Raw genomic sequence first — 24,759 nt, 5'->3', positions numbered from 1 at the left:
ATTTTTTTGTTATTCACAGAGTTGGCCTTGAGTTTATCTTTATAGGATTTATATATATGCTTCTTATTAAAACCCAACGTGACATGCTGTTGTCGCCGCTACAGTCGGTGTCCGGAATCGTTGAGAAGCGACATACTTTGCCGATTCTCTCCAATGTGTTACTGGAGAAGAAGGGCGACCAACTGACTTTCCTGGCGACAGATATTGAAATACAGATCACGACGACGAGTAGCGGTGCCATTGGCGAAGGTGACGGTGCAGTCACGGTTGGCGCTCGCAAATTGCAGGACATTCTGCGTTCCCTACCGGAAGGAACGGAAATCAGTTTGAATCTGGATGAAAAGCGTCTTCAGGTAAAGGCCGGGAAGAGTCGCTTCAGTTTACAGACCCTGCCAGCAGAAGATTTTCCTAAAATGGCACTGGCCGACGGAAATCTCCGCAAAATTACTGTAACGCAGAAGCAATTCCGTCATTTGCTTGGACAGACGCAGTTTTCAATGGCTGCGCAAGATGTGCGTTATTACTTGAATGGACTTTTGTTGATGGTCGACGGCACAGATTTTCGTGCCGTGGCGACTGATGGTCATCGACTGGCATTTGCCAGCATGTCGCTGACGCTGAGCGACGAATCACCGTTGCCGAAGCAAGAATTCATTCTGCCGAGAAAGACGGTGCTCGAATTGAATCGTCTGCTGGATGATAGTGAAGAGCCGTTGTCGATTGAGTTGGGCAGCAATCAAATCAAGTTCCAGTTTGGGCAAATCAATCTGGTATCGAAGTTGATTGACGGAAAATTCCCTGATTACGAACGTGTGATTCCGTCAACACTCAAGAACGTGGTGAGTCTTAATCGGGCGGCGCTGTTGCAAGCAATGGTCCGTGCGGCCATTCTGACGAATGAGAAATTCCGCGGTGTTCGGTTAGTGTTGTCCTCCGGTGTGTTGAAGATCATGGCAGCCAATGCAGAACAGGAAGAAGCGCAGGAAGAAATCGAGGTCAGTTTTGACGGCGATCCGATCGACGTCGGGTTTAACGTCGGTTATCTCCTTGATGTGTTGAATAATACGTCCTCGGAATTGATTGAGTGGGGATTCAACGACGCTAATTCGAGTGCATTGATTCGCATCCCCGGTAACGACTGTTTCAAGTATGTCGTGATGCCGATGCGGATATAGACAAAGGTATTAAGGAAGTAGCAGTAGATGTTTCACGTGAAACTGGAATTGGAATCGGAATGATAGAAACGAATGACGCAGCCGCTTACGACGAATCAAGCATTCAGCAACTAGAAGGTTTGGAAGCGGTCCGCAAGCGGCCCGGAATGTACATCGGCGATACCTCGGATGGTACCGGTTTGCATCACATGGTTTTCGAAGTGGTGGATAACGCAATCGACGAAGCACTCGCCGGTCACTGCGACGATATTGTGATCACCATTCATGCCGATAACTCCATTTCAGTGACCGATAACGGTCGGGGTATTCCTACTGGCATCAAATTCGATGACAAGAATGAACCCAAGCGCTCCGCCGCAGAAATTGTGATGTGCGTGCTACACGCTGGTGGTAAGTTCAATCAAAACTCCTACAAGGTTTCCGGCGGTCTGCACGGTGTTGGCGTTTCCTGTGTAAATGCTTTGTCGAAATGGTTGCGCTTGACCATTCGCCGTGACGGCAAGAAATATCAGTTGGAATTCCGGCGAGGCAGTGTTGCCGATCGGTTGATCGAAGTACAGAACGGCGTCGAGGTATCGCCGCTACGTACCGTCGGTAATACCGAACGACGTGGAACCGAAGTTCACTTTATGGCGGACGAAGAGATCTTCGGCCATGTTGAATTTCATTACGAAGTGATCGCCAAGCGCTTGCGTGAACTTTCCTTCCTGAATAACGGCGTGAAAATTCGCTTGGTCGATCAGCGCACCGGAAAGGAAGAGGATTTCGCTTTCCTTGGAGGCGTCAAGGGCTTTGTCGAATACATCAACCGATCGAAGGCCGTGCTACACCCGTCGGTTTTCTGCGCAGCGGGAGAATCGCAACTTCCGACGGGCGGAGTTATCGGTGTCGAAGTGGCGATGCAGTGGAACGATACGTACGCCGAGCAAGTACTGTGCTTTACGAATAATATTCCGCAGTCCGACGGCGGAACGCACTTGACCGGCTTACGGGCGGCAATGACGCGTGTTATCAACAAGTACATTGAAGTCAATGAAATTGCCAAGAAGGCTAAGGTCGATATCTCTGGCGACGATATGCGCGAAGGTCTCGCGTGTGTCTTGTCGGTAAAGATGCCGGATCCGAAGTTCGCGTCGCAAACCAAGATGAAACTGGTTTCGTCAGAGGCGCGTCCTGCGGTTGAAGAAGTTGTGGCGCAGAAGCTTGCCGAATTCTTGGAGGAAAATCCGTCCGACGCCAGAGTCATTACAGGCAAGATTGTCGAAGCTGCGCGCGCGCGTGATGCCGCGCGAAAGGCGCGCGAGATGACGCGCCGGAAAGGATTGCTTGACGGTGTCGGACTTCCCGGCAAGCTGGCGGACTGCCAGGAGAAAGATCCAGCCTTGTGTGAGTTGTATCTGGTCGAGGGTGATTCCGCCGGTGGTTCCGCCAAGCAAGGGCGCGATCGTAAGTTTCAAGCCATTCTTCCGCTTAAAGGAAAAATTCTCAACGTCGAAAAGGCCCGATTCGACAAGCTGATTTCGTCTCAGGAAATCGCAACATTGATCACTGCTTTGGGGACCGGAATCGGGAAGGACGAGTACAAGCCCGAAAAACTTCGGTATCACCGTTTGATTATCATGACTGACGCTGACGTCGACGGTGCGCACATCCGAACGCTGTTGTTGACTTTCTTCTACCGGCAAATGCCCGAATTGGTGGAAGGCGGGCATATTTATATTGCGCAACCGCCGCTTTATAAAGTTAGGCACGGAAAGACAGAGACGTACATCAAGGACGATCAAGCCTTGAATCAATACCTCCTGAGAATGGCACTCGATGAAGCGGTACTCGTACCGAAGGTCGGTGCTGCCGAAATCCGTGGTGTAGCTCTGGAAGAGTTGGCACGCGAATATTTGTTATCGCAGGCCGTCATTAATCGCTTGGCGCATTTAATAGATCCAGATGTTTTGCATGCCCTGATTGACGCCAATCTTGAACTTGATCTTTCAAATGAAACACTTGCGACGTCAAGCGCACAGTCGCTGATGGCTGTGATCGATGCGAAGGCTGGGTTGAATGTCTTCGCGCGCTATGACAGCGCCCAAGAAAGATGGCAGTTGCGCATCGAGAAAATGCATCATGGCAATCTTAAGGTCGGCGTGATCGATGAAGATTTGTTGGTCAGCGGCGACTACGTTCAGTTACGTAAGACAGCGCAGTTGTTGGCGGGATTGTATGGTTCGGGTGGCTACGTGCTTAGAGGCGAAAAGAAGCAGTTGGTAAGTAGCTTTGCGGAAACGATGCGCTGGCTTTTGTCCGAAGTGGAACGCGGAATCAGTAAGCAGCGTTACAAGGGCCTGGGTGAAATGAATCCAGAGCAGTTGTGGGAAACGACAATGGATCCGAAAGTGCGCCGTCTCCTTCGGGTTCAGATCGAGGACGCCATTTCCGCCGATGATATTTTCACAATGCTTATGGGAGAGCTCGTTGAGCCGCGTCGTAATTTCATCGAAACAAATGCGCTCGCTGCGCGGAACATCGACGTTTAAGAACGACGCCGGGCACTTTGGTTATGGCGTGTTGAGGTGAGTGCAAGGGTAAAGCGGGTAATGCGACTCGATCAGCTTCTGCAGTCGCAGGGCTTTGGGTCGCGGAATGAATGCCGTCGGATGATTGAATGCGGTCGGGTTAGTGTCGGGGATGCTGGAATCATTCGGGATCCCGACACCGAGATCGTCCTTGAACGCGCGCGATTCGTTATTGACGGCGTTGAGTTCATTTACCAGCGGCATGTCTATATCGTGCTTAACAAACCCGCCGATTTCGAGTGTTCGCATCGGCCTGAGCGCTACCCCAGTGTCTTTAGTCTCTTACCGCCAGATCTTGTTCGACGAGGGGTTCAAGCGGTCGGTCGCCTGGACTCGGATACAACGGGACTGCTACTGCTCTCAGACGACGGTCAATTTATTCATGCACTTAGCTCGCCCAAAAAGGCTGTTCCGAAGTGTTATGAGGTGATCGCGCGCCATAGCGTTCCTGATACCCAGTTGGAGCAACTGGAGGCTGGCGTGGTACTCCGTGACGATCCGCAACCCGCTAAGGCGATCTCTTGCGAACGCGTGAGCGAAACCATCGTACGGATGTCCGTTACAGAAGGGCGCTATCATCTAGTTAAGCGGATGATTGCAGCAACCGGGAATCGTGTTGAGCAACTTCGGCGCGTTGCAATTGGCGGTTTCCAACTCCCCTCCTCTTTAGCTCCGGGTGAGTGGCGGTGGTTAGAGTCCGATGAATTGCAGTTGCTTGGCTGGAAGGCTTCGGAATGAGCATTCCTGGTTGCGGATAGGCTTGATCAACGAGGATATGGTAATGCAAAACATTTTGATGATCGTTCAAGCGGCGGCCTACGGTAATGAGCGGATGTTGGGCGCCTTGCGTCTCAGTACGGCACTGGTGGCACAAGAAAGTACGACGGTTGAGTTGCGCGTGTTCTTAATGTCCGATGCGGTCACTGTCGCCCTTCCAGGACAAGCGGCGGCTGAGGCCGGTGGCGGCCTGCAGGCGATGCTCGAGGATCTGCTGCGCAAAGGCGTGTCAGTGTGTCTGTGTCGTACTTGTGCTGCCACGCGCGGCATCAGCGAAGCGCGCCTGATCCCCGGAGTCCGGATTTCGACGCTTCCGGAATTGGCCGAATGGACGCTTCAAGCCGATAAGGTACTGACGTTCTAATTTCATCGTGCTCCAGCGCGTCTCCGGGCGGTTGTGTTCCACGTGAAACAAAAAAAGAGGCTGGGGATACCAGCCTCGATAGCGCGCATTGATCGTAATCAGGATTTCTTGGCCGGCTTTCCCGCCGCCGCAGCCTTTGGTTTGGGTTCCCGCTTTTCAAATTCAAACCCAACTTTTCCGTCGGAACCCCGTACCAGGAACGCCGAGAATTTCCTTCGCGTGCGTGCGGACACGAACTCTTTAAGTAAATCCGTCCGCCCGGTTGTCAGTAGCTTTCGCATCTGCTCAGGTTCAACTGTTTGTTGCAAAATAACTTTTCCAGAGCGGAAATCGCAGGATTTTGCGGCACCAACGGATTTTTCACAGACATACGCAAGGCCGTGTTCAAACACCTGAGCCCCGCATTTCGGACACACGCCCAAACTGGTTTGAGCTGAAAAATCGACATCTTCCTGCCCTTCTCCATCCGAACCTGTGTTTTGCCCAAAATCGAATTCAGCGGCGTTATCCGCGTTGAGACGGATGATCGCATTGAACGGGCGCCCCATCTTGTTACGAAAACCGGTTAACGGGCCCACCATGCGCGTGGAGATCAGCGTCTCGATTTCTTCTGCCTCAAACTGCCTGCCCGCGACAATTTTCCACAGAGAGAAATCACAGGATTGGCATTGGAATTTCTTGTACGTCTCCTTGATCTTGCCCTTGCACTTGGGGCAGGGAGACTGCAATTCGCCAAAATCCCCCGGAATCGTATCACTGTCATAACTCTTTGCACGTTCCACGATGAGTTGCGTCATCGCGGCGATTTCCTTCATGAACGCTTCGCGCGACATCTCGCCCCGCTCCATGCGTGCGAGCTTGTATTCCCATTCGCCGGTTAGTTCGGGCGCTGTCAGTTCAGGGATGCCGAGCCCGTTGAGCAATGTCATCAAGGAAAAAGCCTTGGCGGTTGGAATCAACTCCCGGCCTTCCCTGTGGATATATTGCTCATTCAAAAGGTTTTCAATAATTTGCGCGCGCGTCGCCGGCGTGCCCAAGCCCCGCCCCGCCATTGCGGCCTTCAATTCTTCGTCATCAACCATCTTCCCTGCGCCTTCCATCGCGGACAGCAGGGTTGCTTCGCTGTAGCGTGCGGGAGGACGCGTCTCATTACGATTGAGTTTAACCGGATCGGTGCATACCGATTCTTTGGGTGCAACCGGGACAAGATTTCCTTCATCGCCTTCCTGACTTTCTCGCCCGTAGACCGCAAGCCAACCGGGGAAAACCAGAACTTTGCCTTCTGTCTTGAAGGGTTCACCTTCGACGCGCGTGATGCGTGTGGTCAGCATGTATTCTGCAGCCGGATAGAAAACGGCCAAGAAGCGTTTGACCACAAGGTCGTACAGTTTCTGTTCTGGCTCGGAAAGATGCTTCGGCGCCTGCAGCGTCGGAATAATGGCGAAGTGATCCGAGATCTTTGCGTTGTTGAAAATCCGCTTATTCGGCATCACCCAACTACGTGCGAGGATTTGGTGAGCGAAAGGTGAATAGCGTGCAAGCAAGGCTTCGTCGCTTCCTTTGCCGATACCCTCACCGGTGAGCATCGACAAAGTACTCTTGACCGTGCCCAGGTAATCTTCAGGCAGCGCGCGCGCATCGGTACGCGGATATGTCAGCACCTTATGCTTTTCGTACAGCGCTTGTGCCAGGCCAAGGGTTGATTTGGCCGAGAAGCCGAAACGGGCATTCGCATCACGCTGGAGGCTGGTCAGGTCGTACAGCAAAGGAGATAGCTGCGTCGAGGGTTTGGCCTCTTCGGTAACGCAGCCAAGTTTTCCCTGGCACTTTTCGACCAGTTGCTGTGCGCGTGCCTCTTCCCAAAGTCGCTCGGCCCGTGCGTGTTCGTCTTCCGCTTTGCCTTTGAATTGTTCGTCGAACCATTTACCCGAATACTGGCCATTAACGCCAGTGAAGGTCGCTTCGACTTCCCAGAAGGTACGTGCCTTGAAGCGACGAATTTTGTCTTCGCGATCGACCATCAGGGCCAGGGTCGGCGTTTGCACGCGACCGACCGTCGTGAGATGGAATCCGCCGGTCTTGGAGTTGAACGCAGTCATTGCGCGGGTGCCGTTGATTCCGACCAGCCAGTCGGATTCCGAGCGGCATACCGCCGCATCCGCTAACCCCTGCAATTCGATACCAGGCCGAAGATTGGCAAAACCGTCGCGTATCGCCTGTTGGGTCATCGATTGCAACCAGAGGCGCTCGACCGGTTTGCTCGACTTGGCGTGCAGAGCGATGTAATTGAAAATCAATTCACCTTCTCGTCCCGCGTCGCAGGCATTGACAAGACTGGTGACGTCTTTGCGCTTGATGAGCCGCGTCAGTAATTTCAACCGGGACTCAGTCTTTTCGATCGGCTTCAGATCGAAGTTTGGCGGGATGACGGGCAGATGCGCAAAGGACCATTTCCCACGCTTTACTTCGAATTCTTCCGGACACGCCAGTTCAACCAGATGCCCGATCGCAGAGCAAAGCACGGCGTTTTCGCTCTCGAAGTAGTCGTCATGCTTGGTGAACCCGCCCAGCGCCCTCGCGATATCGTTCGCCACTGAGGGCTTTTCGGCAATAATCAGCTTTTTGCTCATGGAATCGGGACGTCCGGAAAATTAGAATATGTTTTTGGCATTAACGCGCTGGCGTACTTGCCGTGCATGATAAGAGCGGATCGTGACGCTTGGCAAGCATGCCACACCCGCAGAAATCGGTTATTGCGCGCAGAGTCTCTGAACGAACCCGCCGGGAAGACACGATAACCGTCCTTCAAGTTCCAATTGCAGCAGGCGTGTTGAAAGTGTGTCGATAGGCAGTTGCGTGCGAGCAGCGAGGGTGTCGATGCTACAGGGATCGAAACCAAGATGTTCGAGAACGGTATCAGACTGTACTGGATGGTTCTGCGGTGTGTCAGTCAAAGCGGGACCAACAGGCGTGTCGTAGTTGAGTTCATCGAGGATATCCTGAACGGTTTCGACAAGTTTTGCACCCTGCTTGATCAAGGCATGGGATCCTCTTGATAGCGGCGAGTGAATCGACCCGGGAATGGCGAAGACTTCTCTTCCCTGTTCCGCGGCAAGTCTGGCGGTGATGAGCGAGCCGCTATCGACGGCAGCTTCGACCACCAAAGTTCCCAGCGACAGCCCGGAGATCAATCGGTTGCGCCTTGGGAAATTTCCGGCGATTGCGGGTGTGCCAAGTGGAAATTCAGACACGATGCAGCCTCGTCTGACGATTTCCCGGGCCAAATCACGATGCGCCGCCGGATAAATCCGATCAATGCCTGTACCGATGACGGCAATGGTATCGCCCTCTGTTTCAAGCACGCCCCGGTGAGCGGCCGCATCGATCCCGTGAGCGAGACCGCTGACAACGGCTAAACCCGATTGCGCGAGCGCCGCAGCAAACCGACTCGCATTGGCAGCGCCCTGTGGCGTCGGATTACGACTACCGACGACAGATATTGCTGCTCTTCTGAGCAATTCAACGCGGCCATTTACATAAAGCACTGTTGGCGGGTCGGGAATTTCCAGCAATGCAGCCGGGTATTCGGGGGAACCGAGTGTGACAATGGCATGGTCGGATTCCGACCCCCAGGCGAGCGCTGCTTGTATTGCTGAGGTTGTATCGGTTTCGAGCAAGCGCCGGGCTCTTTCCGGGCCGATGGTGTTGGCAAGCGCGCCAGGATCGGCGGAAAAAATCTTATCCGGCCCGCCAAAGGCGCGTAGCAACCGCCGTTGTGTTTCCCCGCCGATACCAGGGACGTGGGTTAGACGAAGCCAGCCGGCAAGAGCGAGGTCCGGCACCATTCTATGGCGTGCGGACGAAATCATTGACGTTGACGGTGCCTTCCGATTGCAGGATCAGTGCATAGGCGATCCGCGAAAAGCTTCGGAAAACGAAAGCGAGACCAATCTGTTCGCGGGGAATCGGGATGGCATAGGCGCGATCCTTTTCATCCCTCCCGGCCATTGTCCGATTGCGTTCCACCACCAGAACATGCCCGACTTCCAGTCCGTCCCGATCACCACGACTGAGAGAGATGATCGATCCTCGGCCAGCTGAGCCGACGCCACCATAAATTGAGATCACCCGAGCTTCGATCGCGCGATCCGGACGGTGTGGAATGTAATCGACAAGTACTGGAGTCGACGCCGGAACCAAGCGGTCTCCGCGACCGATTTCCTGTTTCACGGTTTGAATTTCGAACGTCGCCGGCGTACCGGCGCGGATCTGTTTGGCGGTACCTAGATGAAAGGCCTCATAGCCCAGAATTTCCTTGGGGCTCTCCGGATCATAGAGCGGACGGCCATTTCGGTAGACCTGCCAAAGCGCAATCTCCGGCGGGGCGTTTTCGACATAGGCGAGATCGCCGTTGCCTAGAAATACGCGATCCTGTTGCGTCGCGACGATGCGGGCGGCATGTTCGAGTTCGCCGGCTTCAACGACAAGCGGTGCCGAGATGAAGGGTTCGATGGCGTTTGGCGGGATCGGTGGAATCGCGGGCGTTAGCCGGGTGGCGTGAATGGCGGGTTGCAGCTTGACCGTTTCGAGACGTAGGTAAGGCGTTCCATCGCTATCACGTTCAAGAACAATGACATCGCCGGGATGGATGCGGCCAGGGTTACGCACCTGTTCGCGATTCATGCGCCAAAGCTCGGGCCAGCGCCATGGATCCTTGAGAAATCGCGCGGCAATCCCCCATAACGTATCGCCGCTCGTGACCACATACCGGTTTGGCGCCGACTCGGCGAGAACGCCGGGCGTGTCCTGTGCATACCCGCAGACGGCGGCCAATGCCAGAACAAGCGCGGATAAAATGCGTGTCATCGTGGTATCCTCATGCGACCCGGACAGCAGGATCGGCGTCCCGTCGAAACCTTAGCAATTCCTGAAACGACGGGAATCCGGCAGCGAGGCGAGCGCGATTCTCCCTGACTTTCCGACCGATTCTGCACGTAATCATTTTTTCGATCAAGCAATTTTATGGCGCTTCTACCCATTCTCCGTTTCCCCGATCCGCGCCTGAAAAAAGTGGCCGCTCGGGTTGATGTCGTCAATGACAGCATCCGTCAACTCGCGCGGGACATGGCGGAAACCATGTACGAAGCGCCGGGTATTGGCCTTGCGGCGACACAGGTCGATGTTCACAAGCGTGTCATCGTCATCGACGTTTCGGAAACTCGCGACCAACTACTGGTCCTGATCAATCCCGAACTTGTTGAGGCCGACGGTGAGCAGGTCGGCGAGGAAGGCTGCCTCTCGGTGCCAGGCATTTACGACAAGGTGCTGCGGGCTGAGCGGGTTAAGGTCGCTTATCTCGATCTCGACGGACAAAGTCAAATCGTCGAGGCCGATGGCCTCTTGGCGGTTTGCCTGCAGCACGAAATGGATCATCTGCAGGGCAAGGTGTTCGTTGAGCATCTCTCGGCGCTGAAGCAAATGCGCATCAAGAACAAGCTTTCCAAACAGGCGCGGATTACGGCATGAAATTGATTTTTGCGGGAACGCCGGTGTTTGCCGCCCAGGCGTTGGAAGCACTGATTGCCGCTGGGCATGAATTGGTGTTAGTGCTTACTCAGCCGGATCGTCCCGCTGGCAGAGGGTTGAGCTTGCAGCCTTCGGCAGTCAAACAGGTGGCGCAGGCGCACGGAATTGAGGTTTTTCAGCCCAACTCCTTGCGTGATACCGAGTCACAGGCGCGCGTGAGCGCCGTCGGTGCCGATCTGATGGTGGTTGCCGCGTATGGCCTGATTCTGCCGCAAGCGGTGCTCGACATGCCCCGCCTTGGCTGCGTCAATATACATGCCTCCTTGCTACCCCGCTGGCGGGGAGCTGCGCCGATCCAGCGTGCGATTCTCGCCGGCGACCGCGAGACGGGTGTCTGCATCATGCAAATGGAAGCGGGCTTGGATACCGGTCCGGTGTTGCTATCCGAAGCCTTGACGATCGAAGACGAAGACACCAGCGCGAGTTTGCACGATCGCCTGGCGGATCTCGGTGCACGCCTGATCGTCGATGCAGTCGCTTCCCTGCCCTTGTCGCCTCGTCCTCAACCCGAGGTTGGGATCACCTACGCGGCCAAGATCGAAAAACGCGAGGCAGCGCTCGACTGGCACCAACCGGCGGAAGCGTTGGATCGCCATATCCGTGCTTTCAACCCATTTCCCGGTGCCGTAGCGAGTCTGAACGGACAACCCGTCAAAGTGTGGCGAGCGTATCGCGTCGCTGGGCAGGGGACGCCAGGCGAGATTTTGGCTGTCGGCAAGGACGGCATCAGCGTTGCCTGCGGCGACGGTGTCCTGTGTTTGCTCGAGGTGCAGAAGGCCGGTGGCAAGCGGATGAGTGCGGCGCAATTCGCCGCTGGCGGAACGATTTTGGCAGGTGCATCCTTCGATTTGACGCCTGCCACTTGAAGTAATCACCTTCTTTCCCCATCTAGGTCAAGGCGCGGTGCAAGCCGTGATTCCTTGTGACATTCGGAGAGCATGACGATGTTCAACTGGCTCAAAACTTCCCTGCTGATGGCCGCGATCGTGGCCTTGTTCGGCCTTATCGGCTCGTATCTGGGCGGACCTTCCGGCATGATGCTGGCGCTCCTGCTCGGCGGCGTGATGAATGTGTTTGCCTATTGGTTTTCTGACAAAATGGTTTTGCGCATGTACAACGCGCAGGAGGTCGATGAGGCGTCGGCGCCCCAGTTCTATGCAATGGTTCGGGAGCTTGCTGGCCGCGCCGGACTGCCCATGCCCCGGGTGTATCTGATCGACGAACCGCAGCCGAACGCCTTTGCCACGGGCCGCAATCCCGAGCATGCCGCCGTCGCCGCGACGACCGGGATTCTGCAAATGCTGTCGGCGCGCGAAATTCGCGGCGTGATGGCGCACGAACTGGCGCATGTCCGCCATCGTGACATCCTGCTATCGACGATTTCGGCGACGATGGCCGGTGCGATTTCCTCACTGGCCAATTTCGCGATGTTTTTCGGTGGGCGCGATTCGGACGGCCGACCGGTCAATCCGGTGGCCGGCATCCTGCTTGCGATCCTGGCGCCGCTTGCTGCTACCCTGATCCAGATGGCCATTTCACGCGCCCGCGAATTCGAGGCGGATCGCGGCGGCGCAGAAATCTGCGGGGATCCCAATGCCCTTGCCGACGCTCTGACCAAGATCGACGCTTATGCTCGCGGCATTCCGATGGTGACGGCGGAAGAGCATCCGGCTACGGCGCAGATGATGATCATGAACCCCTTGTCTGGCGAAGGCCTCGCCGGCTTGTTCAGTACGCATCCAGCCACCGAGGAGCGGGTTGCGCGCTTGCGCGAGATGGCCGGCGGACGTCGTTACTGAGGTATTGCAATCCCGGGGCCGTCGAGCAGACGGTTGAGCAATCGGCCGAGCCGATAGCCGGCCTGGGTGATGCGCCGCTCGGCAATGGCACGGCTGCGCTCGCGAAAATCGTCGTCAATGACCGCAATGTCGTCGTTTGACGCGGGATAAGCATTCGCCTGGGCCGCTCGCCAGCTTTCGTCGAGCCATTGCGGAGCGGGTGCTTCCGCGTCCATGGCTGATTGCGGGTGATGCGCGATCAGGTTGTCGATGGCCGTGTCGAGCGCGTTGCCGTGCAATTTGCGCGGACCGCCCAGATCGTCCCAATAACTGTGCAGGCTGATCGGGGATTTTCGCGCGCCTGCCGGGTCGCGAACGCGGAATTGTGTCCCGAACCCGTCCCATTCACCGTTTGTGTCGAGCCGCAGACTTACGTGCAAAGGTTGGTGAGCGTCGCCGACCAGATGAATCAGCCAAGGAAGTGCGTAGGTTCGCGTTGCGGCATTCGCGGTTTGGTATTCGAAATACGAGCATTGGGTGGCGATGGCAGTGCCCAGATTCTCGCTTGTCGTGTTTGGCGAAAGTTGTCCTGCTGGCGCATCCAGAGGGCGCGCCAGCGTGTGCCAACTGGTGTGACGTTCCATGTCGGGAAAGCCGGCCAGAAGCGGGGTCGGCGCCTCGGTGGCCTGTGTGAAAAAGCGCGGATCGTGGCGGATTTCGTCAGGCCAGGTGGATGCGGCGATGAACGTCTGCCGTGCATCCGGCGTTTCTCCCCCAGGCGCTTGCCAGCGTGTTCGATCGGGATGCGCGTCGAGCAGACGCGCGGCTTCTTGCCGGGCCGACGGGGTCATCACCGTCCATGCGATACCGGCAATCAGCCGATGTCCCGTCGCGTTCCAACTCCATGCCGTCGCACTTGAACCGGCGAGCGCGGCAAGAATGAGTCCTTGGGCGAACGTCCTAACGATCAAGCGTGATGTCTTCCAGCGACGCCGGATCTTCGATCGGTTCGAGGTGCGTCAGGACCGTTGATTGAGGAAGCACGTCGCGAATCTCGGCTTCGAGGCGTTCGACATATTCATGGCCTTTCTGAATGGTCCAGCGCCCCGGCACGAGAATGTGGACCTCGACGAAACGCCGGTTGCCCGATTCACGTGTCCGCAAGGCGTGGTAGTCGATACCGTCGGTGCAATGGCGCTCGAGAACGGCGACGACGGCAGCGTGTTCGTCGGAAGCCAGGGAGATGTCCATCAGCCCATGAACCGCTCTCGACACCAGACGATATCCGGTCCAGACGATGTTGGCGGCGACGAGCAATGCGATGACCGGGTCCAGCCACAACCACCCAGTAAAGGATACGGCGCCGACGGCCAGGATGACGCCGATCGATGTCCAGACGTCGGTGAGGAGATGGTGGGCGTCCGCCTCCAAGGTGAGCGAGCGATACTTTTTTCCGGCCGACAACAGGATCAGCGCTGTGACCAGGTTGAGGACGGAGGCGACGCAGGAGACGACGAGACCGACGCCGACCCGCTCCAAAGGATGCGGATCGACCAGGCGTTCGCAGGCCGTTGCCGCGATGGCGAGTGCAGCGAACAGGATGAGGATGCCTTCGAATCCAGCGGAAAAGTACTCAGCCTTGCCGTGGCCGTAAGCATGGCGTTCGTCGGCTGGTTGTTCGGCGAGCGAGATCATGGCCAGCGCCATCATCGCGCCAGCGAGGTTGACGATCGATTCGAGCGCGTCGGAGAGCAGACCGATCGAACCGGTGACGCGCCAGGCGGCGCCCTTGAGCAGAATGGTGGCGACTGCCGTGGCGATGGAGAGCCACGCGTAACGTTTGATGGAAGTGGTGTTCATCACGGAATTATGAGGCTTTCGCTGCCGGCCTGCCAGCGTCGGCATGCTACACTTTCGGCTTAATAGTCCGCCTGGGGCGAGATTGTGTCCTTGTCGACAAAAAAATTGCGTGTCATAAAAAGGAAGGGTCCGGAAGCGGCCGATGGCGAGCACCCAGTTGTGGTGCCTGCCGCGTTGGCGCCCGATTCGCTCGGCTGGAGCCTGCTCTTGGCGGCTCGTTTGCTGGCCAGGGTGGATGGCGGGCAAAGCCTGACCGAAGCGCTTGTCCTGCTTGAGGGGCAAATACCCGCGGCGCGTGCAGCGGCCCTGGATGTGGTGTACGGAAGTCTGCGCCAGTTTGGGCGGCTGGAATTTCTCCTTGGGCGCCTGATGACCAAGCCTTTGTCCCATCGGGAAACCGATGGCTTGCTGCGCGCGGCGCTGTATCGGCTCGAGAGCCGTCCGGAGGCAGTGCATACCGTGGTCGATCAGGCGGTGAAGGCGTCCGGAGAACTCGCAAGCGGCGTCTTCAAGGGCCTGGTCAATGGTGTCCTGAGGAGTTATCTGCGCCAGTGCGAGTCCCTGCTGTCGGCTCTGGCGAATGACGAGGTGGCGCGTTACCAGCATCCGCGTTGGTGGCTTGAGCGTTTGCGTCGAGGCTACCCGCAGCAATGGGAAGAGATCGTCGCGGCCGACAACGCGCCGCCACCGATGAGCTTGCGTGTCAATCGTCGCAAGGGCACCGTGGCCGACTATCTCGAATCGCTGGCGTCGGCGTCGATGTCGGCGCAAGCGGTGGGTGATTGGGGCGTTCGCCTCGAGCATCCGGTTCCGGTCGATGCCTTGCCCGGGTTTTTCGAGGGGCGAGTCTCCGTTCAGGATCTCGGGGCGCAGCGTGCGGCGGCGCTACTGGCGCCGGCAAACGGGATGCGGGTGCTTGATGCGTGTGCGGCGCCCGGTGGCAAAACAGCCCATTTGCTCGAATCCGCGGATATTGATCTGCTTGCGCTTGACGTCGATGCGGCGCGTGCTCGCCGGATCGGCGATACGTTGCGTCGCTTGGAATTGACCGCCAAGCTAGCCGTTGGCGATGCCGCACAACCCGCCGATTGGTGGGATGGGCAGGTGTTCGACGCGATTTTGGCCGATGTCCCCTGCTCCGCTTCCGGCGTTGTCCGGCGTCATCCCGACATCAAATCCTTGCGCCGGGAAAGTGACATTCGCAAATTTGCACGGACGCAGGCCTTGATTCTCGACGCGCTCTGGCCGCTGCTGAAGCCGGGCGGCAGGATGGTCTATGCGACTTGTTCCGTGTTTGCCGAGGAAAATGCCGGACAGATCGATGCCTTCCTGGTCCGAGAGTCCGGCGCCAGAAGAATTTCGCAAGAGCAGTGGCTGCCGTGTGCCGCCAGCGACGGGTTCTACTATGCGGTGCTGGAAAAGATCGCTTAGCGCATTCGTCGCAGCCTTCTGTGCATGGTTGCTCTGCTTCGGCGTCGCGCAGGCGGCGGATATCAGCCTGCGCAACCCACAATTGGAATTGACCGATGACGGTTATGCCTTGTCGGCCGATTTCAACATCAATTTCAACACGCGCCTTGAAGAGGTCATCAGCAAAGGGGTTGTGCTCTATTTCGTCATCGATTTCGAACTCACGCGCTCGCGTTGGTACTGGTTCGACGAAGTGGTCCTTCGTCGCAACCGCACGATCCAGTTGTCCTACCACGCATTGACCCGTCAGTACCGGCTTTCGACCGGGTCACTGCATCAAGGCTACGCCACGCTCGATGAGGCGCTCCGTGTCATGGCCCGGGTGCGCTATTGGCCTGTCATAGACAAGGGAGAGGTTCGTAGTGACAAGGCATATCAGGCAGCCGTGCGCATGCGGTTGGATCTTTCGCAAATGCCGAAGACATTCCAGGTGAGTGCACTGTCAAGTCGCGATTGGAGTCTCAATTCCGACTGGGTCCGCTGGGGCTTCATGCCGGCCGAACTTGCGTCGCTTGCGGGAGACGCGAAGTGAAACTGTTGATCATTATTGCCGCATCGCTCGGCAGTATCCTGCTGTTCCTCCTGGCCTCGGCCAGCGCCAATACCGCCCTGTTCGCCCGGCATTATCCCTGGCTTCTTGGCCTCAATGCAGTTGTCGCGCTGTCGCTCTTCGTACTGATCGTCTGGCAGGTGCGCGATCTCTGGCAAGAGCATCATGCCCGTGTGTTCGGATCAAGACTCAAGCTGCGTCTGATGATCATGTTCGGCATGATGGCTGTTCTTCCCGGTGTGCTGATTTATGGCGTGTCCGTTCAGTTCGTCACCAAGAGTATCGAAACCTGGTTTGACGTGCGCGTTGAAAAAGCCCTCGAATCCGGCCTCAACCTCGGGCGGGAAGCGCTCGATTCCTTGCGCGCCGATCTGACCGAAAAGGGCAAGAACATGGCGATCGAGCTCGGCGAAACGACCGATCCGCAGCCGCGCCTGGTGCTTGGCCGATTGCGCGATCAGGTCGCAGTTCAATCGGCCGCGCTCTATGCCTCGAACGGACAACTACTGGCGACGGCGACCAGCGAACTGTCGGCGCCGCCTCCCGTCCAGCCGGCGATCGAGCTGATTGCCCGCATTCGTGCCGGACGCACTTACAGTGAGATCGATGCGTCCAACGGTGACGAGCTGATCCTGCGCGCCTATGTTCCTGTCATGCCGTCGGTGTTTGGAGCCGAGACGCGTATTCTGCAACTGACCCAGGCAGTGCCTTCCGGTTTGGCCGCCAATGCCGAACGGGTGCAGGAGGTTTATCGCGATTACCAGGAACTGTCACTCGGCCGCGAGGGCTTGACGCGCATTTATGCGATGACGCTGACGCTGACGGTGCTGCTCGCTTTATTCACGGCGATCGCTACCGCGTTCTTTCTGGCACGACGTCTTTCGGCGCCGCTGTCGATCCTGGCCGAAGGGACGCAAGCGGTAGCTTCCGGCGACTTCACGCCGCGCCAGGCGATCTACAGCCGCGATGAACTGGGCGTGCTCACCCAGTCGTTCAACCAGATGACGCGGCAGTTGAATGAGGCGCGACGGGACACCGAGCGCCATCGTATCGAGGTTGAATCGGCGCGCTCCTACCTCGAGTCGATTCTCGCCAATCTTTCGGCGGGGGTTCTCGTCTTCGACGCCAATTTCCTGTTGCGCACCGCCAACCAGGGCGCGCAGACAATTCTTGACGACAGCCTGGATGACTTGTTCGGAGCGCCGGTCGATACCTGGCCTCGTCAGCAAGTGCTGGGCCAGGCGATTCATGAAGCGTTTTCTGCGCACGGCCGTAAGGAATGGCAGACGCAGATTGAATTGAATCGTCCTGCGGGCATGCCGCAAATTCTGCACTTGCGCGGTACGCAATTGCCGGAGGACAGCTATGGCGGTTTCGTCGTTGTTTTCGACGACGTGACGCGTCTTGTTGCGGCACAACGTAGCGCAGCCTGGGGCGAAGTGGCGCGGCGACTGGCGCATGAAATCAAAAATCCGTTAACACCGATCCAGCTGTCGGCAGAACGCTTGCAGCTGAAGCTCGCAGGAAAACTGCAGAGCGGCGATGCCGAGATGTTCAACCGGTCCACGCAAACCATCATCAATCAGGTTCAAGCAATGAAGCGCATGGTCAATGAGTTTTCCGACTATGCCCGTCTGCCGCCGCCGGAACGCAAGGCGCTCGACCTCAACGCACTGATTCGCGAAGTTCTCGGCTTGTACGAGACGTCTTCGGCGCATATCACCCTGTCGCTGGATAGTGATCTGCCGCCGGTGTTTGGCGACGCGTCGCAACTGCGTCAGATTATCCATAACTTGTTGAGAAATGCCGAAGATGCTCAGGAAAACCGGGAGCATCAGGAAATCGGTGTACTAACCCGCAAGAACGACGGCATGGTCGAAATGACAGTAAATGATTGCGGAACCGGCTTCCCACCGGAGATAATGGCGCGCGTTTTCGAACCGTATGTCACGACGAAGGCTCGGGGGACCGGTTTAGGCTTGGCGATCGTCAAGAAGATTGTTGACGAGCACGATGGCCAAATCAGGATCAGCAATCGTCAACCGACGGGAGCGGAAGTGTCGATCCGGTTGCCGCAGGCGCCGTCGCCGGAGACGTCAGAAGAAAACATGATGCAAATTGCAGAGAATTGAACTATGGCGCAAATATTGGTCGTCGATGACGAAATGGGCATTCGCGAGCTACTCTCGGAGATTCTTGCCGATGAGGGGCATAGCGTCATGTTGGCCGAGAACGCTGCCGCGGCACGTCGGTCGCGGGCGGAAAAGCGGCCCGACCTTGTCTTGCTCGACATCTGGATGCCCGATACTGATGGCATTTCCCTGTTGAAGGAATGGTCTGCTGCCGGGCTGCTGACGATGCCGGTGGTGATGATGTCAGGTCATGGCACGATCGATTCGGCCGTCGAGGCGACGCGCGTTGGCGCCGTCGATTTCCTCGAAAAGCCGATCGCCTTGCAGAAACTTCTGGCGACCGTCAAGAAAGCGCTCAAACACGACGTCTCGCCGCACAAGCCGCCGCTGACTCTCGATGCGTTTTCGCGCTCACCGCTGCTGAAGGATCTCAAGAAGCGGCTGGAACAGGCCGCCGCCAAGACTTCGGTGCTGCTGCTGAAAAGCGCGTCGGGCAACATCGCCGAGATTTGTGCCCGGACACTGCACACACCGAAGACGCCCTGGCTCGATCTTTCGGTGTCGAGCGCGCCGCTGACTCAGGAGATGCTGGAAAATTCGGCGGGCGGCATTCTGTTCGTGTCCGATCTTGCCTTGCTCGGCAAGCTGCAGCAGAAGAATCTGAGTTTCGCCCTGGAGCGCCTGGAAAAATACCATGTGCAACTGATCGCAGCGACCTCGCGGCCGTTATCGACGCTGGTCGAGACGGGCTGGGATCCGGCTTTGGTGGCCCGGCTCGGCGAGGTGTGGGTGGCCCTGCCGCTCATTTCCGGACATGCCGACGACGTCCCTGAAATCGCAACCTTGGTGCTTGCTCATCTGGTCGAGCGCAATGAGGTGCCGGCGCGCAGTTTTTCGAGCAGTGCCCTCAATGCCCTGCGCTTGCATCGCTGGCAGGGTGAATGGGTCGAGTTGCTGGCCGCAGTGAAAAATCTGGCGCTGGCGGCGCTTGATGAGGAAATCGGACAGGAGGACGTCGACAACCTGTTGCGTCGCGACCAGCCCGACACGGCCACACCGCCGCCTGCCCTGCCCTTGTTCGATCAGCCATTGCGGGAAGCGCGTGAAGCGTTCGAACGTCTCTACTTCGAGCATCACCTCAGGCTTGAGCGCGGCAACATGACGCGGGTGGCCGAGCGTACCGGGCTTGAACGCACGCATCTCTACCGCAAGCTGAAGCAACTGGGGCTGACGCTGGGACGACGGGGCGAAGACGCCGAACAATGAAGCGCGGATGTTCCCGTGCTTTCTGATATGAGCCATTTTTCGTGATTGGGCCGACCTGCGATGACGCGACCACGTAACGACAATTTTCTCCGCGCGCTGCTGCGCGAGCCGACCGATTACACGCCGCTCTGGCTGATGCGCCAGGCCGGTCGTTATTTGCCCGAGTACTGCCAGACGCGCAAGCGTGCCGGTAGCTTCCTGTCCTTGTGCAAAAGTCCTGCGCTGGCCTGCGAGGTGACGCTGCAGCCGCTCGCGCGCTATGAACTCGATGCGGCGATCCTGTTTTCCGACATTCTCACCATTCCCGATGCGATGGGCTTGGGCCTCGCGTTCAGCGAGGGCGAGGGACCGAAATTTGAGCGCCCGCTGCGCGAAGAGTGGGCGATCCGCGACTTGGCTGTTCCGGATCCTTACGACCACCTGCGCTATGTCATCGATGCGGTGGCGGAAATTCGTCGCGCGCTCGGCAATAGTGTGCCGCTGATCGGTTTTTCCGGAAGTCCCTATACCCTCGCCTGCTACATGATCGAAGGCGGGTCGAGCACTGACTTCCGTCATCTCAAGAGCATGCTGTACGCGCGCCCGGATCTTCTGCACCACATTCTTGGTGTCACGGCCAAGGCGGTCACGGCTTATCTGAACGCGCAGGTCGAGGCGGGGGCGCAAGCCCTGATGATTTTTGACTCCTGGGGCGGCAGTCTGTCCCACGCGGCGTATCGGGAATTTTCACTCGCCTATATCCGGCAGATCGTCGATGGTTTGGTGCGGGAGAAGGATGGCGAGCGCATCCCCGTGATCGTCTTCACGAAGGGAGGCGGTCTTTGGTTGGAGGATATCGCGGCGTCTGGCTGTGATGCGGTCGGACTCGACTGGACCATCGATCTTGGTGAAGCTCGTCGTCGCATCGGCGATCGCGTGGCCTTGCAGGGTAATCTCGATCCGGCGGTGTTGTTCGCCTCGCCAGATGTCGTGGCGAACGAGGCGCGTAAAGTGCTCGACAGCTTCGGTGCGGGCAACACCGGGCATGTGTTCAATCTCGGTCATGGCATTTCCCAGTACACACCGCCAGAAAGTGTGACGGCGCTGGTGGAGGCTGTGCACGGTTATCGGCGTGGAATGCGCTGAGTACGCTCCGATTTATGCACAGAGATGGGGCGCATGTCAGCGTCCGCGAGCAAGTTCTTTCTATATCAGAGGCTTGTTTGTAACGTGCTGATTTTATGTTGTTTTTTGTTTTTGTCCGCAAGGAGTCGCGGCCATGAAACCCTTGTGCAATAAGGATCTCGGGCGGTTTTCCTGAAACAACCCACAGAGTTTTCCACAGATGTTGTGCACAACCAGAAATGCCAATCCGGTGAGTGGTTTACGCCGGCTTTGAAGATTTTGTACGAGGAAAACGCGGCAAGTGGCCGCTCCCGAGAAAACGCATGCAGCTTGTCCGAGTCGCCCTTGATGTTCCGCTGGATCGGTGTTTCGACTACCGCGTTCCGGAGGGCGTTTCGCTGACGGCGGCCGATGTCGGCGTGCGCGTACGTGTTCCTTTTGGACTCAAGTCGCGGATCGGCATCGTTGTGGATCTGCCTGCCGCCAGTGATGTCGGCGACTCGCAACTCAAGGCGCTCGAAGAGGTCCTGCGCGATACCCCACCGTTGCCGCCGGATTGGTTTCAGCTGTGCCAGTTCTGTGCGCGCTACTATCAGGTGCCGCTCGGGGAAGTCATGCTGTCGACCTTGCCCGCCGGCTTGCGCCGGATCGATCCGCCGAAGGCGCGCACGCCGCGTCGGACAGCGTCTGCCGTTGAGACGACTACACCGCCGGCGCTGACCGACGAACAGGCAGCCGCCTTGGCGGCAATCTCCGCTGATCCGGGGTTCAGTGCGTATCTCTTGCACGGCGTTACCGGCAGCGGCAAGACCGAAGTCTATCTGCGGCTCGTCGAACGCGTGCTGGCTGCGGGGCGCCAGGTCCTGTTGATGGTGCCCGAAATCAATCTAACGCCGCAACTCGAAGCGCGTGTCTCTGCCCGCTTCCCCGATGCCCAACTGGTCAGTTTGCACAGCGAACTGACCGAAGCGGCGCGCACGCGGCATTGGCGTGCCGCCTTCGAAGGCAGTGCGCGCATTGTCCTTGGCACCCGCCTGGCTGTCTTCACCCCGATGCCCGAACTTGGGCTGATCGTGGTCGATGAGGAGCACGACGCCTCGTTCAAGCAACAGGACGGCATGCGTTATTCAGCGCGCGACGTGGCCGTGTTTCGTGCCCGCGACCGGGATATTCCGATCGTTCTCGGCTCCGCTACACCTTCGCTGGAAAGTTGGGCCAATGCCACTGACACCCGCACCCCGGCGCGCTACCGGCTTATCAGCCTGACCGAACGCGCGGTGCAGAGCGCCCGCTTGCCGGCGGTCCAACGCGTCGATACGCGTCTTGAGAAGTTGCAGGACGGGTTGAGTGACCGACTGCTCAAAGCGATCAGCGAGCGCCTGGCGCGACGCGAGCAGAGTCTGGTGTTCCTCAATCGCCGTGGCTATGCGCCCGTACTGACCTGTACCGCCTGCGGCTGGATTTCGCATTGTCGCCGCTGCGCCGCCAATCTTGTCCTGCATCTCGCCGACGGACGTTTGCGCTGCCATCACTGCGGTTTTGAGATTCGTGTGCCGAAGGCTTGTCCGACCTGTGGCAATCAGGACATCCTGCCTTTCGGGCGGGGAACGCAACGCCTGGAGGAAGTGCTTAGCGAACGCTTCCCGTATGCGCGTATCCTGCGCGTCGATCGGGATTCGGCAAAGAGTCGCAAGCAATGGGAAGCGCTGGTCGAGCGCATTCGCGGGGATGAGGTAGACATTCTGGTCGGCACGCAGATGCTGGCCAAGGGACATGATTTTCCCAAGCTCACGTTGGTGGGCGTACTCGGCGCTGATGCGGCGCTGTTTGCCGCCGACTGGCGGGCGCCCGAACGCTTATTCGCGCAACTCATGCAGGTGGCGGGACGGGCGGGACGGGCGGAATTACCGGGTGAGGTGCTGATCCAGACGCAATATCCCGAGCATCCGCTCTATGCTGCACTGGTCCGCCATGATTATGCGGCGTTCGCCAATGCGCAGCTGAAGGAGCGCGAACAGGCCGGCTTTCCGCCCTACACCTTTCAGGCGATGCTGCGCGCCGAGGCGCCGCAGATGGCCGATGCGATCGCCTATCTCGCTTCGGCGCTCGCCTGGGACGGTGCCGCAGAGCATCCTGAAGTGATGCTCTACGATCCGGTGCCGATGCGGCTTGCCCGGCGGGCGAACATGGAACGCGCGCAATTACTGATCGAATCGCCGTCGCGGCGCGCCCTGCAGGTCTTTCTTACTGCCTGGCGCGACCATCTTGCGGCGATCAAGGCGCCATCCCGTCTGCGTTGGCATCTTGAGGTTGACCCCTACGAATTCTGAGCGACTGCCGTAGCGTGTCAGTCCGTTGCCGGGCTGACGCAATTCGGGCACGTCCGACCTGTCCGGTGCGACATCGCCGGTGCGGTGCTGACGACGATCTCGCGCAACGCGATCGAAAAATCGCGTTGATGGGCGATCAGTCGGGCCAGTGACCCGTGCATCTGAGCCGTGGCGGAGTGGTAGGCGAGCAGTGCCTGCGTGAATTTTTCGACCGAGGCATTGAGGTTCGGGCGGCGTTGGCGCATGACGGACTCCTGAGTTGGAACGGTCTCAGGTTAGCGTCTGCGGATGACGGATTTATTGAAGCAGGATGACAGCGCCGATGGCGTTGGTATCGCCTAAGGATTGCGGCGCGCTGTCAGCGATTCGACACGTCGGTTGAGGCGTTCGGTGGCATCGGCAACTTGGCCGACATCGCGCGCGAATGCGGCGAATTCGAAGCGTTGCACGATCAGCGGCTTCTCTAGCGAAAAGTATTCGGCGAGGTTTTGCGCGAACGCCTGCGCTTGTCGCTGATGCCACGCGATGAAGCGGGCTGCGCCCTTGGCCAGTCGCCGTGCTGCCACGTCGCCGAGGACCGGCGCCAGATCGTCCTCGATTTCCCAGCGCAAATGGCGCAGGACAAAACCAATGGTCTCAGCCAGATCCGCGGCCCCGTTGAGGCGGGTGGCAGCGATCAGCGCCTCGCGGTCACCGCCTGATTGCCACAGCGCTTCGGGCGGGAGGATGAGTTCGACGGCCGGGACGTTGCTGGTGTCGGCCTCCGTCAAAGTACCGTCCGGACGGATGACCAGATTCGCGGTGACCGGGCCGCAGATGAGGCGGAGCCCTTGGCCGGCGAAGGGTTGAAGTCGTTTGCGCGCCCAGGCTTCGCCAGCGAGCAGATGGTTGGCGAAGCCGAGGGCGGTGCGAATCAGCATCGGTCAGGCGAGTTGTTGAATACCGGCGACGACCCAGCCGCGGCTGCCGTCGACCGATTTGCTCAGGTTCCAGATCTCGTCGAAGGGGGCTGCCGCGGCGTTGGTGGACTCGCGGATCATGCCGGTGAAGCGGACGCTGGCGATATGCTGGTGGCCTTCGGTGACGACTTCGAGCAGTTCGGCGTTGAGCGTCACGACATCGGTCTGTTGCGGTGCGCTGCCACGCTCGTCCATCTCAAGCTTGATTCCGGCGTAGATCTCCGGCGCGACGAATTCGCGAATGTCGTCAATGTTCTTCGCATCGTTGGCGGCTTGCAGACGGACGAAGTTGAGCTTGGCGACACGCAGGAAGCCGTCGACGTCAAAACCTTCCGGGATACGCGAAACCGGGGTAGCGGCGCCACTGGTCGCGACTCCGGCGGGAGGTGCTTCGGACGGCACCGGGCCACCGTTGCCCATCCCGGCATATTGCAGGGGTTCCGATGCCGGTTGCGCATTGCGCCGGAACAGCAGCTTGAAGACGAAGACCGCCGCCATGGCGAGCAGCGCCATCATCAGGAAGTTGGCAAAGCCGGCGCCGAGGCCGAAGTGCGAGAGCAAGGCACCGAGGCCGAGGCCGGCGGCCAGGCCAGCGATCGGGCCGAGCCAGCTGCGCTTCGGTTGTGCGGCAGGCGCCGGGGCTGCCGTTGGCGCCGGCGACACCGGTGCCGGCGCGGCTTGCTGCGTCGGGGAGACGGGGCGCGGCGTGACGGCCTGTCGTTGCATTCCGATCGAGCGACCGCCACCAAGACGGGCCGCTTCGGCGTCGCCGACGCTCATACTGAGGGCGGCAACTGCGACGAACAAGATTGCGAAAAACTTCTTCATAGGTTTCTCC

21 protein-coding genes are annotated in these 24,759 nt (G+C 58.3%); 13 read left to right on the top strand and 8 right to left on the bottom strand.

From position 1 onward, the window contains the following. The first annotated feature begins 56 nt into the window (after positions 1 to 56). Genes dnaN through BLR25_RS02230 form a run of 4 tightly spaced genes read left to right on the top strand, consistent with a single transcriptional unit; the run spans position 57 to position 4,886 of the window. A complete protein-coding gene (gene dnaN / locus BLR25_RS02245) occupies positions 57 to 1,175 on the top strand; it encodes a DNA polymerase III subunit beta (protein ID WP_091932637.1) in 1,119 nt (372 codons plus the stop codon). A gap of 59 nt (positions 1,176 to 1,234) precedes the next feature. Further along, positions 1,235 to 3,706: a DNA topoisomerase (ATP-hydrolyzing) subunit B gene (gene gyrB / locus BLR25_RS02240; protein WP_091932636.1), complete on the top strand. Its 2,472-nt coding sequence runs from the start codon at positions 1,235 to 1,237 to the stop codon at positions 3,704 to 3,706. 60 nt (positions 3,707 to 3,766) lie between these two features. Next, the gene (locus tag BLR25_RS02235; RefSeq protein WP_091932633.1) at positions 3,767 to 4,483 is read left to right on the top strand and encodes a pseudouridine synthase; all 717 of its coding nucleotides are present in this window, start codon (positions 3,767 to 3,769) and stop codon (positions 4,481 to 4,483) included. 43 nt (positions 4,484 to 4,526) lie between these two features. Then, a complete protein-coding gene (locus BLR25_RS02230; RefSeq protein WP_091933641.1) occupies positions 4,527 to 4,886 on the top strand; it encodes a DsrE/DsrF/TusD sulfur relay family protein in 360 nt (119 codons plus the stop codon). 98 nt (positions 4,887 to 4,984) lie between these two features. On the opposite strand, the gene BLR25_RS02225 is transcribed toward BLR25_RS02230, so the two are convergent. From BLR25_RS02225 to BLR25_RS02215, 3 genes are all read right to left on the bottom strand, one after another. Beyond that, on the bottom strand, positions 4,985 to 7,516 hold the full coding sequence (locus BLR25_RS02225; protein WP_091932631.1) for a DNA topoisomerase III: 2,532 nt from the start codon (positions 7,514 to 7,516) through the stop codon (positions 4,985 to 4,987). Between the two features lie 120 nt (positions 7,517 to 7,636). Continuing rightward, on the bottom strand, positions 7,637 to 8,731 hold the full coding sequence (gene dprA, locus BLR25_RS02220) for a DNA-processing protein DprA (protein ID WP_091932628.1): 1,095 nt from the start codon (positions 8,729 to 8,731) through the stop codon (positions 7,637 to 7,639). A gap of 1 nt (position 8,732) precedes the next feature. Continuing rightward, positions 8,733 to 9,752: a LysM peptidoglycan-binding domain-containing protein gene (locus tag BLR25_RS02215; RefSeq protein WP_091932625.1), complete on the bottom strand. Its 1,020-nt coding sequence runs from the start codon at positions 9,750 to 9,752 to the stop codon at positions 8,733 to 8,735. A gap of 156 nt (positions 9,753 to 9,908) precedes the next feature. Between BLR25_RS02215 and def the strand changes: the two genes are divergently transcribed. The 3 genes from def (at position 9,909) to htpX (ending at position 12,271) form a co-directional block, all read left to right on the top strand. Further along, positions 9,909 to 10,412 (top strand): peptide deformylase, encoded by a 504-nt coding sequence (def, locus tag BLR25_RS02210; protein WP_091932624.1) that lies wholly within the window; start codon positions 9,909 to 9,911, stop codon positions 10,410 to 10,412. Beyond that, positions 10,409 to 11,338: a methionyl-tRNA formyltransferase gene (gene fmt / locus BLR25_RS02205; RefSeq protein WP_091932623.1), complete on the top strand. Its 930-nt coding sequence runs from the start codon at positions 10,409 to 10,411 to the stop codon at positions 11,336 to 11,338. Before def ends, fmt begins: the two co-directional genes overlap by 4 nt. 78 nt (positions 11,339 to 11,416) lie before the next feature. Beyond that, the gene (gene htpX / locus BLR25_RS02200; RefSeq protein ID WP_091933636.1) at positions 11,417 to 12,271 is read left to right on the top strand and encodes a zinc metalloprotease HtpX; all 855 of its coding nucleotides are present in this window, start codon (positions 11,417 to 11,419) and stop codon (positions 12,269 to 12,271) included. Here htpX and BLR25_RS02195 read toward each other — a convergent pair. Together BLR25_RS02195 and BLR25_RS02190 are read right to left on the bottom strand one after the other, a co-directional pair. Further along, the gene (locus tag BLR25_RS02195; protein WP_176785716.1) at positions 12,265 to 13,221 is read right to left on the bottom strand and encodes a S1/P1 nuclease; all 957 of its coding nucleotides are present in this window, start codon (positions 13,219 to 13,221) and stop codon (positions 12,265 to 12,267) included. The two genes, htpX and BLR25_RS02195, sit on opposite strands and share 7 nt — an antisense overlap. Further along, a complete protein-coding gene (locus tag BLR25_RS02190) occupies positions 13,211 to 14,110 on the bottom strand; it encodes a cation diffusion facilitator family transporter (RefSeq protein ID WP_091932621.1) in 900 nt (299 codons plus the stop codon). Before BLR25_RS02190 ends, BLR25_RS02195 begins: the two co-directional genes overlap by 11 nt. A gap of 162 nt (positions 14,111 to 14,272) precedes the next feature. Between BLR25_RS02190 and rsmB the strand changes: the two genes are divergently transcribed. The 6 genes from rsmB to BLR25_RS02160 all read left to right on the top strand — a co-directional run bounded on the left by rsmB (position 14,273) and on the right by BLR25_RS02160 (position 22,962). Continuing rightward, positions 14,273 to 15,541 carry a 16S rRNA (cytosine(967)-C(5))-methyltransferase RsmB gene (rsmB, locus tag BLR25_RS02185; protein ID WP_218122595.1) on the top strand — a complete coding sequence of 423 codons (1,269 nt, stop codon included), beginning with the start codon at positions 14,273 to 14,275 and terminating at the stop codon, positions 15,539 to 15,541. Beyond that, a complete protein-coding gene (locus BLR25_RS02180; RefSeq protein ID WP_245715450.1) occupies positions 15,492 to 16,112 on the top strand; it encodes a DUF4390 domain-containing protein in 621 nt (206 codons plus the stop codon). The genes rsmB and BLR25_RS02180 overlap by 50 nt, the downstream gene beginning before the upstream one ends. Beyond that, positions 16,109 to 18,262: a sensor histidine kinase gene (locus BLR25_RS02175; RefSeq protein ID WP_091932618.1), complete on the top strand. Its 2,154-nt coding sequence runs from the start codon at positions 16,109 to 16,111 to the stop codon at positions 18,260 to 18,262. Before BLR25_RS02180 ends, BLR25_RS02175 begins: the two co-directional genes overlap by 4 nt. Before the next feature lie 3 nt (positions 18,263 to 18,265). Next, positions 18,266 to 19,528 (top strand): sigma-54-dependent transcriptional regulator, encoded by a 1,263-nt coding sequence (locus BLR25_RS02170; RefSeq protein ID WP_091932617.1) that lies wholly within the window; start codon positions 18,266 to 18,268, stop codon positions 19,526 to 19,528. 60 nt (positions 19,529 to 19,588) lie between these two features. Beyond that, on the top strand, positions 19,589 to 20,653 hold the full coding sequence (gene hemE, locus BLR25_RS02165) for a uroporphyrinogen decarboxylase (RefSeq protein WP_091932616.1): 1,065 nt from the start codon (positions 19,589 to 19,591) through the stop codon (positions 20,651 to 20,653). 302 nt (positions 20,654 to 20,955) lie between these two features. Beyond that, complete coding sequence (locus tag BLR25_RS02160) at positions 20,956 to 22,962, top strand: primosomal protein N' (RefSeq protein WP_091933633.1); 2,007 nt, start codon at positions 20,956 to 20,958, stop codon at positions 22,960 to 22,962. Positions 22,963 to 22,979: 17 nt separating this feature from the next. Here the strand turns inward: BLR25_RS02160 and BLR25_RS02155 are convergent, their stop codons facing one another. The 3 genes from BLR25_RS02155 to BLR25_RS02145 form a co-directional block, all read right to left on the bottom strand. After that, positions 22,980 to 23,207, bottom strand: coding sequence for a hypothetical protein (locus BLR25_RS02155; RefSeq protein ID WP_091932615.1), 228 nt, complete (start codon positions 23,205 to 23,207; stop codon positions 22,980 to 22,982). A gap of 93 nt (positions 23,208 to 23,300) precedes the next feature. Continuing rightward, on the bottom strand, positions 23,301 to 23,882 hold the full coding sequence (locus BLR25_RS02150; RefSeq protein ID WP_091932613.1) for a ubiquinone biosynthesis accessory factor UbiJ: 582 nt from the start codon (positions 23,880 to 23,882) through the stop codon (positions 23,301 to 23,303). A gap of 3 nt (positions 23,883 to 23,885) precedes the next feature. Continuing rightward, positions 23,886 to 24,749, bottom strand: a complete 864-nt coding sequence (locus tag BLR25_RS02145; RefSeq protein WP_091932612.1) for a Tim44 domain-containing protein — start codon at positions 24,747 to 24,749, stop codon at positions 23,886 to 23,888. Positions 24,750 to 24,759: the final 10 nt, after the last annotated feature.

Source organism: Propionivibrio dicarboxylicus, assembly GCF_900099695.1.
Taxonomy (GTDB): Bacteria; Pseudomonadota; Gammaproteobacteria; order Burkholderiales; family Rhodocyclaceae; genus Propionivibrio; species Propionivibrio dicarboxylicus.
The sequence above is the reverse complement of the archived record's forward strand: the minus strand, read 5'-3'. Positions and strand labels throughout refer to the sequence as shown.